General features: G+C 34.3%; 8 protein-coding genes. 4 read left to right on the forward strand and 4 right to left on the reverse strand.

All coding sequences use genetic code 11. The features are described from left to right. Positions 1-246: 246 nt before the first annotated feature. Together OA93_RS05055 and OA93_RS05060 are read right to left on the reverse strand one after the other, a co-directional pair. On the reverse strand, positions 247-1,671 hold the full coding sequence (locus tag OA93_RS05055) for a SusD/RagB family nutrient-binding outer membrane lipoprotein (RefSeq protein ID WP_039112049.1): 1,425 nt from the start codon (positions 1,669-1,671) through the stop codon (positions 247-249). A gap of 12 nt (positions 1,672-1,683) precedes the next feature. Beyond that, a complete protein-coding gene (locus OA93_RS05060) occupies positions 1,684-4,857 on the reverse strand; it encodes a SusC/RagA family TonB-linked outer membrane protein (protein ID WP_039112050.1) in 3,174 nt (1,057 codons plus the stop codon). A gap of 688 nt (positions 4,858-5,545) precedes the next feature. Here OA93_RS05060 and OA93_RS05065 point away from each other — a divergent pair. The 4 genes from OA93_RS05065 (at position 5,546) to pgl (ending at position 11,183) form a co-directional block, all read left to right on the forward strand. Beyond that, entirely contained in the window at positions 5,546-7,153 is a 1,608-nt protein-coding gene (locus OA93_RS05065) for a class I SAM-dependent methyltransferase (protein ID WP_039112051.1), read from the forward strand. A 356-nt stretch (positions 7,154-7,509) separates the two neighbouring features. Then, positions 7,510-8,919: an NADP-dependent phosphogluconate dehydrogenase gene (gndA, locus tag OA93_RS05070; RefSeq protein ID WP_039112052.1), complete on the forward strand. Its 1,410-nt coding sequence runs from the start codon at positions 7,510-7,512 to the stop codon at positions 8,917-8,919. A gap of 28 nt (positions 8,920-8,947) precedes the next feature. Beyond that, a complete protein-coding gene (zwf, locus tag OA93_RS05075; protein WP_039112053.1) occupies positions 8,948-10,483 on the forward strand; it encodes a glucose-6-phosphate dehydrogenase in 1,536 nt (511 codons plus the stop codon). Then, complete coding sequence (pgl, locus tag OA93_RS05080) at positions 10,467-11,183, forward strand: 6-phosphogluconolactonase (protein WP_039112054.1); 717 nt, start codon at positions 10,467-10,469, stop codon at positions 11,181-11,183. Before zwf ends, pgl begins: the two co-directional genes overlap by 17 nt. Positions 11,184-11,447: 264 nt before the next feature. Here pgl and OA93_RS05085 read toward each other — a convergent pair whose 3' ends face one another. Together OA93_RS05085 and OA93_RS05090 are read right to left on the reverse strand one after the other, a co-directional pair. Further along, complete coding sequence (locus tag OA93_RS05085; protein ID WP_039112161.1) at positions 11,448-12,287, reverse strand: DUF4249 domain-containing protein; 840 nt, start codon at positions 12,285-12,287, stop codon at positions 11,448-11,450. Between the two features lie 4 nt (positions 12,288-12,291). Then, positions 12,292-14,901 (reverse strand): TonB-dependent receptor, encoded by a 2,610-nt coding sequence (locus OA93_RS05090; RefSeq protein ID WP_039112055.1) that lies wholly within the window; start codon positions 14,899-14,901, stop codon positions 12,292-12,294. Positions 14,902-14,984: the final 83 nt, after the last annotated feature.

Below are 14,984 nucleotides of genomic sequence, written 5' to 3' on the forward strand. Positions count from 1 at the left end.
AGAATCACTGCTCTAATCTACTCTGCAAAAATAATAAATTATAGAATACACAATATGTTAAAATTTATTAAATAAACAGTTAGTTAGCAAAATATCAAGTAGTTACTGAGGCGTTTTTTAATTTAATCTTATATCATTGGGAAATAAGGCTTCAATGTGTCGCATTTATTAGACATAAAAAAAGCTAAATCCTTCGATTTAGCTTTTTTATATTCTTAAAGTTGAATATCTCTTTCGGAATTCTGTTTACTTCACATCAAACCATAGTTTTGTAGTAAGCAAGTCTTTTCCTTGAGCAGTTACTGCGGCTTTATAACTATTTCCGTTTAGCGATTGTTCTGTACCTGGATAAAAGAAACGCGAAGGTATCTGTCCGTCCAAAACTGTTGCTGGACCAGCTGTTAAAACTGGATAATCCAGTCTTCTCCATTCTACAAAAGCATCAAGACCCTGCCCGTAAAATGCAATCCATTTTTGAGTACCTATCGATTTTGCATAATTTGTTGCATCATATTTAACCGTTGTCTGATTAAGATAATTAGAAATAATTGTTGCATCGGTAATACCAAATTGATTGAACGATGCCGTAATTGCATTTTTATAAAATTGCTCTGCATCTCCAGGAATATAGCCACGTGCTACAGCTTCAGCAAGATTAAATAATACTTCCGAATAAGAAACAATTACTGCTGGCGATGCCGAGGTTAAGAAATACGTACCTGGTTTTGACGTTTTAGCAAAACCCTGACTATTAGCATCACTGTTAGATAATCCATTGGCACCTCCCACATATTTGCCTACGCTTGCATCTGATGGTAGTTGAGCATAAACAGGCAAACGAGGATCTGATAATGCATTTAACTTATCAACCAATGTTTTTGAAATACGATAATCATCTCTAGTTTCGAACCAAGCCGAAGCTGGATTTTGCTGAGGCGAACTCGTGTAAGTAAACTTAAAGATTTCACTATTGTTACTAATTAACCCGGCTGCATCGGTTGTTGCTTCAATTGCAGTTTGCTTAGCTAAAGCAGGTTCTTTATCAGAAATTCTTAACGCAATACGCAAACGAAGCGAATTTACCAGTTTTTTCCATTTAGTAATATCCCCTTTATAAGCCAAATCACCGATTACAGTTCCATTTGTTGGATTTAGCAAGGATTGAGCTTGTTTTAAATCTTCTAGCAATCCTGTATATACTTCCTTTTGAGTATTATATGCAGGTGTTACTTTTAGACCAGCTTCTTTATAAGGAATGCTTCCGTAGGCATCTGTCAACAATAAAAACGTCCATGAACGCAGTGTTAGTGCAATCCCTTTATAATTTGAATTTGCTTGTTGGTTTGGGAAATTCAGAATCGTATTTAAATCTGTAATTAAGGTTGCGTATCCCGTATCCCATAAAGAAGTGAAAGAAGTATTAGATACATCATATCTGTCAGGTTCTGTATACTGGATTTTAGCCCAATGCTGAACAAATAATAAAGACGAGTCAAAATTATTTATTGATCCCCAGTATAAATCAGCACCTTGTTTTAATGATCCTGTTAATAAGTAAGGCGCCAATGGAGTTTCTGTTGCATTTGGATTTTTATTAATTTCGTCCAAGCTGTCACTGCATGAAAACAGAGACAATGCAAATAGTGTTATATATGATAGTTTTTTTAGCATGATTTCGTATTTTTAAAATTTAAGATTAACATTAAGGCTAAAACTTCTGGTAGTTGGCAAGGCTAAACTCTCCAACCCTTGTCCGTTTCCTGTATTAAAAGCCGATTCTGGATCGATATTTGGCACGTCTTTGTAGATAAAAAACAGATTGCGTCCTGTTGCAGTAATACTCGCTCCTTGTAATCCAAATTTCTTAATTAGATTTTTGTTGACATTGTAAGTAAGTCTTACTTCTCTTAATTTTACAAAAGTTGAACTATAAACATAAGCTTCGCTGATATTGTATGATGCTTTGTAATACTCTTGTGCACTAATTACCTGAGTATTGGGAGTTCCATCTGCATATACACCATTAAAGATAACACCATCATCATATACAGTTGCTCCATTTGGTGCTGCACCTGTTAATAAGGTTTTGTTATTACCTGCATAGTAGTAATTTAATCCACCATTGGCAGCATCACGACCCGGGAGAGTTTGAGCTAGTACACCAGTATAATTACCAGTTCTGTTAGTTCCCGAAAAAAGCTCCCCACCTACACTAGCATCAACAAGGAATGAAAATTCAAGATTCTTGTAAGTTAATGTGTTTGTAATACCACCTAAATAATCAGGAGTATAATGTCCTAATACTTTCTTTTGCGGATCAGCTTTTGGCAATCCATTAGCCCCTACTACAATATTTCCGTTTGCGTCACGCTGATAAGCAGTACCGTAAAGTGCGCCATAGGCTTGCCCTACCGATGCTAATACATCGACACCTCCAGAAGAACCAATTGTGTAGTTTTGAATGTTTCCTTCATAGTCAAGAACATCTACTTTGCTTATATTCTTTGAATAATTTACGCCTACATTCCACTTAAAATCTTTAGTTTGAATAGGATTTCCATCCAATTGAATTTCTATACCATGATTGTTTATTTTACCTGCATTAATTAATTGCGAATTATAACCGCTTGCAGTTGTTGTTTTTATCTCCAGAATCTGGTCAAAACTATTGGTGTTATAATAAGCAACATCAAGATGCAATCTGTTTTTCCAGAAAGAAGATTCTAGACCAATCTCTGTAGAGCGAGTTGTTTCTGGTTTTAAGTTCTCATTAAGTTTCTTTTGAGAAGAGGTTTGAATTGGATTTCCGTCGAATGCAGATTTGAAAGTGTAAACTGTAGCCAATTGATACGGATCTGCATCATTACCTACTTCAGACCAACCACCACGTAGTTTTAAGAAGTCGAGTGTATTGCTTTTTAGATTAAAGGCATCAGATACTACAAAACTACCATTAATAGAAGGATAGAAATAAGAACGGTTACTGCTTGGTAATGTCGATGACCAGTCATTACGCGCAGTTACGTTTAAGAAAGCATAATTTTTATAACCAAATTGTGCTGAAGCATATACACTATATACTTTTAATTCTGAGAATGTGTTTGATGAAGTTAACGGATCTCGAGAGTTTGTCAATGTATATAAATCAGGTACAGCCAGACGTGGTGCTTTTTGATAATTGTTAGCATCACTGTGGTTACGGATATTAAATCCGGCAAGAGCATCCAAACTAAAATCCTGGCTCAGTTTTTTGGTATATTGCAAGATACCCTCAGTGTTTCTTTCGTTTACCGTATAAGCATCTTCTGCATACGAACCAAAAGGAGTTCCATTTGTGCCATATTTAATCTCGTATTTTCTGCGATCGTTATAATAGTCAACTCCAGTACGGAATTTAAAATTAAGCCCATCGGCAATTTTTGCATCTAAGTGAATATCTCCTATCAAGCGGTTACGCTGCTGGCTGGTAGTATTATAATAAGCATTCCAATACGGATTGCTATAATAGCTGTTGTTCCAGTTTACATCTCTATTATTTCTAAGCTCATTGATATCTACCTGACGTCCGAACCAAAGAAACTGTAGCATTACACCAGCAGCACGGTTACCAAATGGGCCACCTGGTAGTGCTGGAGCATCGGTAACAATATAGTTTGCCGTTACTCCTACTTTTATATTTTTAGATATTTGATAATTAGTATTAACCGTAAAGTTTGTTTTGTTTATTTCACTATTAGGCACAGTTCCTAATTGTTTTTGATTATTTACTCCTAATCGAAAATCAGATTTCTCATCAGATTTGGCTACCGAAATACTGTTATCATAAGTAAGACCAGTATTAAAAAAGTCTTTTACATTATCCGGATTAGCCACAAAAGGCACTGCTTCTCCATTTGAGTAAAACTGAGGAATAAGACGACCATCTAGTTTAGGTCCCCAACTTTCATCAACACCATCATTAATTCCACCACCTTTACCATCTACATAACTAAATTTCCCATTGGATCCTTGTCCAAATGAATTCTGAAATTTAGGTAAAGTAGCAACTTGAGAGATAGTTATACCCGAACTGAAGCTTACGCCCAATCCTTTTTGTCCTTTTCCTGATTTTGTAGTTATAAGTACAACACCGTGTGCAGCACGCGATCCGTAAAGAGCAGCAGCATTAGGTCCTTTTAGTACACTTAATGATTCAATATCTTGCGGATTTAAATCGGCAATAGCATTTTTAAAATCGCGGGTAGCTCCACCAGCGTTTAACTGTGAGTTATCTACCGGAATTCCATCTACTACAAATAGAGGCTGGTTATTTCCAGATATAGAGGTTTCACCACGAATAATGATACGTGAAGATCCCATGTCTCCTTGCGAATTTGTAATACGTACTCCTGCTAATTTACCTGTAAGACTATTCAGGAAATTGGTTTCTTTTGTTTCTGCCAACTCCTTACCTTTAAGTGATTGAGTGGTATATCCTAAAGATTTCTTTTCTTTTGTAATACCCAGTGCGGTAACTACAACTTCTGATAATACATTCTGCTCTTCAGTTAGATTAATAGTTATTGAATTTCCATTAGCTACAATTTCCGTTTTTTTATATCCCATATAGCTTACTATTAGCGTATAAGGAAGTTTTTGTCCTGTCTGGAAATGAAATTGCCCTTCAGTATCTGTTATAACTCCGTGTGTAGTACCCTTAATATTTACCGAAGCACCAATAATAGGCTCCTTTGTAATAGCATCGATTACTTTTCCTTCTAGTTTGGATTGAATTAATGGCTTGGTTTCTTGTGCTCTAACCCCAATGGAAATCAACAAAATGCATAGCCATGCATATCTATTTAATTTTTTTTTCATTACTTTGTTTTAGTTTAATAAATAAGGCGAGCCGAAAACGGATTTAATCCATTCTCGCTTCCTTATAGAGATGTACAATTTCTTTAAGCTTCACCATTTCTGCTGCAACAGAAATGGTTTTTTTTTATCTGCATTGCATTCGTCTTTTCATTTTTATTTATTTTGGATTACTATTATTTGAATTGGTCTTTATAAGATTTCAACTCTAAAATTGAAAACCTATCTTTTTAAAAATTTGCGTGAATTAGAGATTGAAGAATTTTTATCAACGATATGTCATCTAGATCGATAAATGACTTACTCTTATTCAAAAAATGAAATACTTTATATTTATATTTTAGTTTAAATTCTACTAATTTGATAGAACAAAAGTATATTGAAAAAAATTAGTCCCAAAATTTTAACTGTTTTTTTTGTAAAAAAATGTTAATTAAAATATTATGAAGTTTTTAAATGTCTAAAAATAAAATAGTTAATATTAATAGATGCTTTTCTGTTGTGTAAGATTTTTTCTAAACGGATAGCAATAATAAGAGATTTTAGCTGTTTCCAAACCGTGTTATTATCAAAAATAAGCCGTGTTTTTACTGAATCAAACGTGATATACCATGCTAGTGTGATTTGCTAAAACAGATATGTTCTCTGTTAAAAAAAATGACTATTTTTATCAAACCATCAACCTTTTACTATGACCGATAAATCACTACTCCGAGGTTCCATTTTCAGACATCTAGACGGCTTAGCAGTTGCACCAGTGGCGATCGCATTAAGAAATAAAGATGTTTTAGAGTTTATCCTGAATAAAAAGCAAGTACAACTAACTGAACTTGCAACCGCTTTTAAAGCAAATGAAGGCTATCTAAATGTAGGCTTAAGGATTTTGGCTTCTCAAGGTTTCTTAGATTATGAAGTCGATAACCAAAAACAGGAAATTAAAATTTCGGTAAATGAAAAGACAGCAATAGCTTTTTCGATGTTTCATCTTTATGAAGATGTTGTTGATTTACTTCAGTTTTCTATCCAGTTCCACCCTCGCCTATTTGAAGATGTGCCGTTTGAAAAACTCAATGCTATTTTTGAAAAATATAAAAAAAACTACGGAATTGAACCTTCTAGTGATGCTCTGATTAATAGTATTCAGGATCAGATTTTAAAGCATATAGAAGGTTACTTAATTGGGCCTACGATAGTGCGTTTAGCAATGAAAGGAATGTTTCATAAATATTTTATGGAGACTTCTTTTAAGCCAGAAGAATTTCATAAATCTCCTGAAAATTTCAAAAAAATATTAGACTTTTTTGTGCATCTTGGATGGTTTCTGGAAAAAAATGGCAATTATCAATTTACCGAAGACGGTTTGTTTTTTGCAAAAAGAGCCAGTGCCTATGGTGTTACAGTTTCTTACTTGCCAACATTTGCAAAAATTGAAGAGTTAATTTTTGGCGACCCTGCTGCGTTAAGAATGATCGCTGACGGCGAAAATGAAATTCACGTTGATCGCGAAATGAATGTTTGGGGCAGCGGTGGTGCTCACGACACTTATTTTAAAGTCGTAGATGAGATTATAGTTAAACTTTTCAATTTGCCAATTAAAGAACAACCAAAAGGAATCCTGGATATGGGTTGTGGTAATGGCGCTTTTCTGCAACATATTTTTGAAGTAATCGACAGGCAAACCTTACGAGGTAAAATGCTCGATGAATATCCTTTATTTCTCGTTGGGGCAGATTATAATCAGGCTGCGCTGAAAGTAACCAGAGCCAATCTTATAAAAGCAGATATTTGGGCAAAGGTAATTTGGGGAGACATTGGTCGTCCGGATATGCTCTCAGATGATTTAAGAGAAAATTATAATATTGATCTGAAAGATTTACTTAACGTAAGGACTTTTCTAGATCATAATCGAATTTGGAAAGATCCGGAACACATTCGCAAAGACAGGATTAGTGAATCTACAGGTGCATTTGCCTATAGAGGAAAAAGAGTCAGTAATAACCTTGTAGAAGATAATCTTCTGGAACATTTACAAAAATGGTCGCCGTATGTGCGTAAATTTGGATTGCTTCTTATCGAATTACATACCATAAATCCAAAACTTGCTGCCAGTAATTTAGGTAAAACTCCTGCAACAGCGTACGATGCCACTCATGGTTTTTCTGACCAATATATTGTTGAGATAGATGTTTTTAATAATGTTGCTGCCGAAGCAGGATTATTTCCAGATAAATCAATTTTTAAACGATTTCCAGATGCTGATATAGCAACGGTAAGTATCAATTTATTAAAAGGAAAGTAATCTATAATCTCAGTTACATAAATTTACAATCCTTGTCTGAAAGAAAAAACATATGTATTAAATATTAAACATAAAAAGCTCCATTATTCCTAATGGAGTTTTTTTGTATTTGCTAAAGACTTTCGACAATAAAATTTATTTTATCACATAAAAAGTAACATAATAAAGGCTTAAAGAGGATAGTAAATAATATAGTGTTTCATCATTTTTCTCTAACTTAGCGCTGTAAATCTTAAAATATAAGATTAAAACAAACTTTGTTTTTCGCAAATAACTGAATGAAAAAGCGTTACTGTTTTTTTTCTTACATTTTTTTGGAAAAGCATTTTTATAATAATTTTAGTTAATTGAAAACTATGAATAAATTTGATTTTGGAATCGTAGGACTCGGTGTAATGGGACGTAATTTACTTTTGAATATTGCGAGCCATAATTTTGCGGCAGCAGGTTTAGATTTAGATACTGAAAAAGTTAATTCACTTCAACAAGAAGCAGATTCTGACCATACAATTGAAGCTACTACAGATGTTAAACATTTTGTAGAGCTTATACAAAAACCTAGAGCTATTATGTTATTGGTTCCTGCAGGAAAACCTGTTGATAGCGCAATAGCAAGCTTATTACCTCATTTAGACCAAGGAGATATTATAATTGATGGTGGTAACACTTATTTTACCGATACAGACAGAAGATTTTTAGAATTATCTGCTAAGGGAATTCACTTCTTTGGAATGGGAATTTCTGGTGGAGAAAAAGGCGCAAGATTTGGTCCGGCTATGATGCCTGGAGGGGATCAGAAAGCATACGAGAGACTTCGCCCAATTTTTGAAGCTATTGCAGCAAAAGTAGATGGAGAACCTTGCGTAGAATATTTAGGAAACGGATCTGCGGGTAACTATGTAAAAATGGTTCATAACGGAATCGAATACGGAATTATGCAGTTGATTTCTGAAATTTATGACCTAATGAAAAGAGGTTATAACCTGGATGAAGATACAATTCAGAAAACTTTTGAAGAATGGAACCAAACAAACGATCTTAAATCGTACTTGATCGAAATTACTGGAAACATACTGAAAGAAAAAGATACTGACGGAAGCAGGCTGATTAATAAAATTTCTGATTGGGCAAAATCTAAAGGAACAGGAAAATGGACTTCGCAAAACGCAATGGATTTACAAGTGCCAGTTCCTACTATCGATGCAGCCGTTTTTATGCGCGATATGTCTAAAACTAAACCGGAAAGAATTGAAGCTGCTACTAAACTAGCTTGGAACGCTGCCGAAACAGATGTAAATACAAGTGAAGCAATTGCGGCATTAAAATCAGCTTTATACTTTTCTATTGTAGTTACTTATGCACAAGGATTAGCACAACTTCATACTGCTTCTAAAGAATACAATTACGGATTAAATCTCGAAACTGTTGCTAAGATATGGCGAGGTGGCTGTATTATTCGTGCTAATGCTCTGGAAGATTTTAGAAAAGCATTTGCAACTAAGAATGATTTGCCAAACTTACTTTTAGATTCTGGAATCGCTTCAAAACTAACAGAAAACCAATCTGGGATGAGAGCAGTTGTACAATTTGCTGTTCAAAAAGGATTGCCTGTAGCTGGACTAATGAATTCATTAGCTTATTTTGATGCCTACAGATCAGAAAATCTTCCAACAAATTTAATTCAGGCACAACGTGATTATTTTGGAGCACATACCTACGAGCGTATTGATACGACAGGAGTTTTCCATACACAATGGTCTGAATAAAGAACTTTAAGCAACACAACACACTAAAATGAATAAGTTCAAAAATATAAATCCAACAATCATTGTTATTTTTGGAGGAACGGGTGATTTGGCAAAGAGAAAACTCTTTCCCGCATTTCAAAATCTCTACCTAGACGGTCGTATGTCTGATAAGTTTCAGATTATCGCTCTGGGAAGAGCAGAAAAAAGCAATGAAGACTTTCGCAGCTATGTCTTAGAAAATCTAAATACTTTTTCAAGAAAGAAAGGACTTTCTGATTTAGAAACTCAAGAATTTCTTTCGCACATAATCTACCAAAGTTTTGATATAGATAAAGAAGAATCGTATCAAAGATTAAATGAGAAAATAAATAGTATTGATCAGGCATTTGAAGAACGTGCTAACCGTCTTTTTTACCTTTCTATTACTCCTTCTTTTATCACTACAATATCTAGTAATATTAAAAAAATTGGCCTTGCGGCTAATGCCAAGCAGGATCGTATCATTATTGAGAAACCTTTTGGTTACGATAAAACTTCAGCGATTGAGCTTAATGAAATGCTTTCGCACACTTTTAAGGAAGAACAGATTTACAGAATTGATCATTATTTAGGTAAAGAAACCGTTCAGAACATACTTGCTTTCCGTTTTGGAAATTCGATGTTTGAACCTTTATGGAGTCGTAATTTTATTGATTTTGTTCAAATTACAGTAGCCGAAGAAGTTGGTGTAGAAGAACGTGGTGGATTTTATGAAGGAGTCGGTGCTTTAAAAGATATGATTCAGAACCATCTGCTTCAGATTTTATGTATGACAGCTATGGAAGCTCCAGCATCATTAGAAGCAGACGATATCCGAAACCGCAAAGCAGATGTCTTAAAATCTATTCGACGCATTAAACCTGATGAAGTTGATCATTACATAGTAAGAGGTCAATACGATGCCGGTTTTATAAAAGGAAATCCTGTTCCGGGATACCGTCAGGATAAAGGAATTGCTCCAGATTCTAATACAGAAACCTATGTAGCGATGAAAATTTATCTGGACAACTGGAGATGGCAGGGAATTCCGTTCTATTTGCGCACAGGAAAAAGAATGGAAGAAAAACAGTCTTCTATTATCATACAATTTAAACCAGTTCCGCATTCTTCATTTTCGTATGGAAAAGAAGGTATGACACCAAACAGGCTTATTATTAATATTCAGCCTGCAATGGATATCAAGTTGCAGTTTATGACCAAAAAACCTGGGCTGTCCCTTTCATTAGAACCAGCAGAAATGATATTTGATTATTTCTCCTGCTCTACAATGTCGCCAGAAGCTTACGAAACCTTAATAGCCGATGCGTTGGCAGGAGATCCTACCCTATTTATGCGTTGGGATCAGGTAGAACAAGCTTGGGATGCTATTGATACTATACAGCAAGTATGGAAAACTATAGCGCCAACCAACTTCCCTAATTACAAAGCAGGAAGCTGGGGACCGGAAGAAGCTGACGAATTATTGGCTCGCCAAGGACACGCTTGGATTCAAAACTCACAAAATAAAATAAAAGAAGAAGTATTAGATGATACAGATATATAATAACACAGAAGAAATTAATACTGTAGCCGCAGATCTATTTGTAGCTGCTGCACAGAAAGCAATTGCAGAAAAAGACAAATTTACTGTCGTACTTACCGGAGGTTCATCTCCTGCAGGGATTTACAAATTATTAGCTTCTGATGATTATAAAACTAAAATAGACTGGAGTAAAGTTTTTATATTTTGGGGTGACGAACGTTGGGTTCCTCTTAATGATGATCTTAGTAATGCAAAAATGTCTTATGCAGCATTATTAAGCCACGTTCCTATTCCGAAAGCTAATATATTTGAGATGTATGCAGCTGGTGTTACACCAGAAGATTATGCTGTTACTTATGAAGAGTCTATTAGAGAGGTATTAGGAAATGAAGGAAAGTTTGATCTTATTTTATTAGGAATGGGAGACGACGGACATACAGCTTCACTTTTTCCTGGACAAGCAGTATTAGAGGAACAAAATAAATGGGTTTCTGCCTACTACCTTGAACCTCAAAAAATGCACAGAATTACACTTACTGCACCATTAATAAACAAAGCAGAAAAAATTGTAGTAGTGGCTTTTGGAGAGAAAAAAGCACCTGCATTAAAAGAAGTTACAACAGGAACATACAATCCTACGACTTACCCAATGCAGTTAATTAAACCTGTTTCTGGCGAGTTATTATTTCTTGTAGATAAAAGTGCTGCTGGTACAAATTAAGAAATTGTTTTATACATTTCTTGCTAATATTATACTACCGATTAATTAGCATATAGTATAAAAGAGATAAAGAAGATTTCCTTCTTTATCTCTTTTTTTTGTTTTATACCTTAGTAATAATACTGTTTTCGATACTATCAGAATTAATTAAGAGGTTTTCATAAATCTATAAAAATAAAAAAGTTTGAAGTCCCGTAGAGAGATAACTCTACGGAATCCAAACCTAAACAAGAAGTGTTTACAAATCAACCTTCAATTAAATTCTTATTTTACGGTATAAATAATATGATTTGTTTCACAAAGTCTGAAGTAACCCAATGCAAAATTATTAGTGTCAGTTGTGTTTATAACATTACCCCTAATATTACCTGGTGCTGCACCAAAAGGGTTTGAATTTGTTACCTCTAAAATTAAATTCATATAATTATAAAAGTTTTTAGAAATCCCACGATGTGTTATATCAAGAACTTTTCCCGGTTTAAGATCTGCGTCAGAAAATTTTTCGTCTATTACATTCCCATTAACAAATTCATCACTTGTTGATGTGTATTCTGGAAAAGCAAGGAGATCACTTTTGTAATCTGTAAGATAATAATTGGTCTGGTCTGCTGGGTCTTTGTAATAAAATGTTACCACAATAAGATCAGGTCCTGTTATATCGGGCATAAATTCCTGATCTATCTTGTCTATTGGCGGTACAGCAATTAATTTTTCAGTAGCTGTTAAACTTTGTCCATCAACCTCTACAAATAATTTATATTCCATATTAATCACGGGTACAAAATTAGTACAGGTATATAAACCCGGCGCTGACTCGTTGAATGTAAAAATAGTTCCTTCACTATTCTCAACTCTTACATGTGCTCCTGAAACCTTTGGTACAACAGCACTGTAATAAGGAGCCATTCGGCTTATTTTTATTGTCTGTTCGCTACCGCTGGTTCCTTTTTCCCAAACTATCTCAGCATCTATAACTATTCTGGGAGGACCAATTTCTAAATCAAGTTCAACAACCTTATCACAGGATAAAAAAAGTAAAACAAAAAGAAGACTAAATAAAGTAACTGTTTTGCTTTTAAGGTTGTATTTTTTTAATCTTAGCATATTATTAAAATTTAAAATTATAAGAAACACCAGGTACTAATCCGTAAATAGACAGTTGTCTGGACTCATTCGTTCCCGTATTATTATTCTGTGAAAACATCATCGATGCAGCATTTTGCCTATTATAAAGATTATAAATACTAAATACCCAATAGCTTTGCCATCCTTTCTTTTTATCTGGTTTAGGAGTATAGGTTGCACCAATATCCAAATGGTGATATGCAGGAAGTCTGTTGGCATTTCTCAACGTATAATTAGGCACATTTCTTCCTCCAAATTCATAATAACCGTTTGGGTATGTTACCGGCTGACCTGATTGCAAGGTGAAATTAGCATTAAAAGACCATTTTGGGCTTAAATCATAATTTGCCGTAATATTTAAATTATGCAATTTATCATATCCTGATAAATACCATTCACCATTAGCAATACCCGGTTCTTGTGGTGTTCTTCCTGGAGTTTTTTGTTCAGCTTTAGACAAAGTATAAGAAACCCATCCTGTAAAACGACCCGTATTTTTTCTGAATAATAACTCCATACCATAAGATCTGGCTTCTCCGTTCAGGATATCCTGCTCAATATTATTATTACCCAATAGATTTGCACCATCAATGTAATCAATACGGTTTTTAATTTTTTTATAAAATAATTCTCCTTCAAAAGAATACTCCCGTTCTTTAAAATTTTTGAAATATCCTACTGCATATTGATCCAGCATTTGTGGTTTTGTAAAAGGTCCGCTTGGTGTCCAGATAGTCATAGGCAACGGAGCACGGGTATTAGACAACATATGAATATATTGCGCCATCCTGTTGTAGCTTGCCTTTACAGAAGTTTCATCATTAAAAGCGTATGATAGTGCCAATCGTGGTTCTAAATTATTAAAACTGCTAATGGTTTGTCCTTTTCCGTAATACTTGCTTCCAGTTGGTGTTGCTTCTTCATATATATGATATAACGGATTATATACTACTGCTTGATCATTTTCATACGTACTGATACTTTCGCCACCTAAACGATAAAATGAACTATAACGAAGTCCGTAACGAAGATTCAACTTTTCTGTAACCTGATGTTCTACATCAAGATAGGCAGACGTTTCTAAAGCATATTTTTTATCTAATTGATTATAATTATATCCCGAATTAAGACCAAACGGCTTTACAGTTCCTGGATTAAAATCATAATATAAAGCATCAATACCGTAATTAAGTTTAAAATTTTCTGATATGGTGTGATTCCAGTTATATTTTACCCCGTAATTGGTTATTTTACTATCCCATTCAAATTTCTGAAATGGTATTTGCAGATTAAACTTATAATCACTGTAAAAAGCAGAAAGATTGGTATTTAACTTTTCCGAAAATTTATGTTTCCAGCTAACTGTTCCCATAGTATTACCGTATGTACTGGCGAAAAAATTGTTAATATCAAACAAATCATTTCCCAGATAACCAGAAAAAGCAATTGTATTATTTGCCCCCAAACGATAATTTAACTTGGCATTGATATCATAAAACATGACACTACTCTTAATATCAGTGAGTTTTAAAAATAAATGCGCATACGAAGCACGTCCGGCAATAATAAACGAACCAACATCTTTTTTTATAGGACCTTGTACTAAAAGTCGGCTCGATATAAGACCAATACCTCCATTTACTTTATACTCATTAAGATCTCCTGTTTGCTGACTTACATCAAGAACTGAGGAAACGCGTCCTCCAAATTTAGACGGAATCCCTCCTTTGTATAAATCTAATCCGCTAACAACATCAGCATTAAAAATAGAGAAAAACCCAAACATATGAGAGTCACCGTATACTGGAGCGCCATCTAAAAGAATCAAATTCTGATCGGCAGCACCTCCACGAACATTAAAACCCGATGAGGCTTCTCCGGCATTTGTAACTCCGGGTAACGTCAATAATGATTTTAAAGGATCTGGTTCGCCCATAGCAGTCGGTAATCTTTTAATCTCAGCCATCGAAAGCTTATTTACACTCATTTGGGTGTTTCTAACATCAACCGCTTTGTTGGTTCTTATAATTACCTGCTCCAACTCTTGACTGTCTGACTCTATGCTGAAATCATTTTTTGCATCCTGAGAAACCGTAATTTGTTTTTTTTTATTCTTAAACCCCACATAACTCACCAAAATAGTGTAAATTCCGTTATCTAAGTCTAAAGAATATTTTCCGTTTTTATCGGTTGTAGCGCCTATTTCTATTTCTTCAACAAATACGTTTGCCCCAATAACAGGTTCTCTATTTTGATCAAGAACCTGCCCTGTTAGTTTATTCTTTTTGGCCCCTTTTGTAACTTTTTGTTTTACAAAAATATTATTACCTACGATCGAAAAGTGGATTGAACCACTTTTGTTAAGCTCATTTATAAGTTGTTTTATTTCGATATTAGTATAAGCCTTTTTTTGGGTAAAATATTTTTGGCTCATATTAATCTGATCTGTAAAGGCAAATTTGTAATCTGTCTGACTCTCAATTTGCTTAAAAAACTCTTTTAATGTTACAGTTTGATCTACAGTTACGGTTATGTTTTGAGAGAACATAGTCCAACTGAATAAAAAAAAGCATGTTGAAATTATATGCTTCATGAATTTTTGTATTTTTGAATATTATTAAATGGATAGTTTTATACTATCTTGACTAAGGAAGGATGTTTAGTTTCGCGGCTAGT

It is taken from the genome of Flavobacterium sp. KMS (genome assembly GCF_000813005.1).
Classification (GTDB): Bacteria; Bacteroidota; Bacteroidia; order Flavobacteriales; family Flavobacteriaceae; genus Flavobacterium.

Bases quoted from the DNA above. Each gene is read 5' to 3' on its own strand.
- OA93_RS05055 (WP_039112049.1), bottom strand. From the start codon at position 1,671: ATGCTAAAAAAACTATCATATATAACACTATTTGCATTGTCTCTGTTT.
- OA93_RS05060 (WP_039112050.1), bottom strand. From the start codon at position 4,857: ATGAAAAAAAAATTAAATAGATATGCATGGCTATGCATTTTGTTGATT.
- OA93_RS05065 (WP_039112051.1), top strand. From the start codon at position 5,546: ATGACCGATAAATCACTACTCCGAGGTTCCATTTTCAGACATCTAGAC.
- gndA (WP_039112052.1), top strand. From the start codon at position 7,510: ATGAATAAATTTGATTTTGGAATCGTAGGACTCGGTGTAATGGGACGT.
- zwf (WP_039112053.1), top strand. From the start codon at position 8,948: ATGAATAAGTTCAAAAATATAAATCCAACAATCATTGTTATTTTTGGA.
- pgl (WP_039112054.1), top strand. From the start codon at position 10,467: ATGATACAGATATATAATAACACAGAAGAAATTAATACTGTAGCCGCA.
- OA93_RS05085 (WP_039112161.1), bottom strand. From the start codon at position 12,287: ATGCTAAGATTAAAAAAATACAACCTTAAAAGCAAAACAGTTACTTTA.
- OA93_RS05090 (WP_039112055.1), bottom strand. From the start codon at position 14,901: ATGAAGCATATAATTTCAACATGCTTTTTTTTATTCAGTTGGACTATG.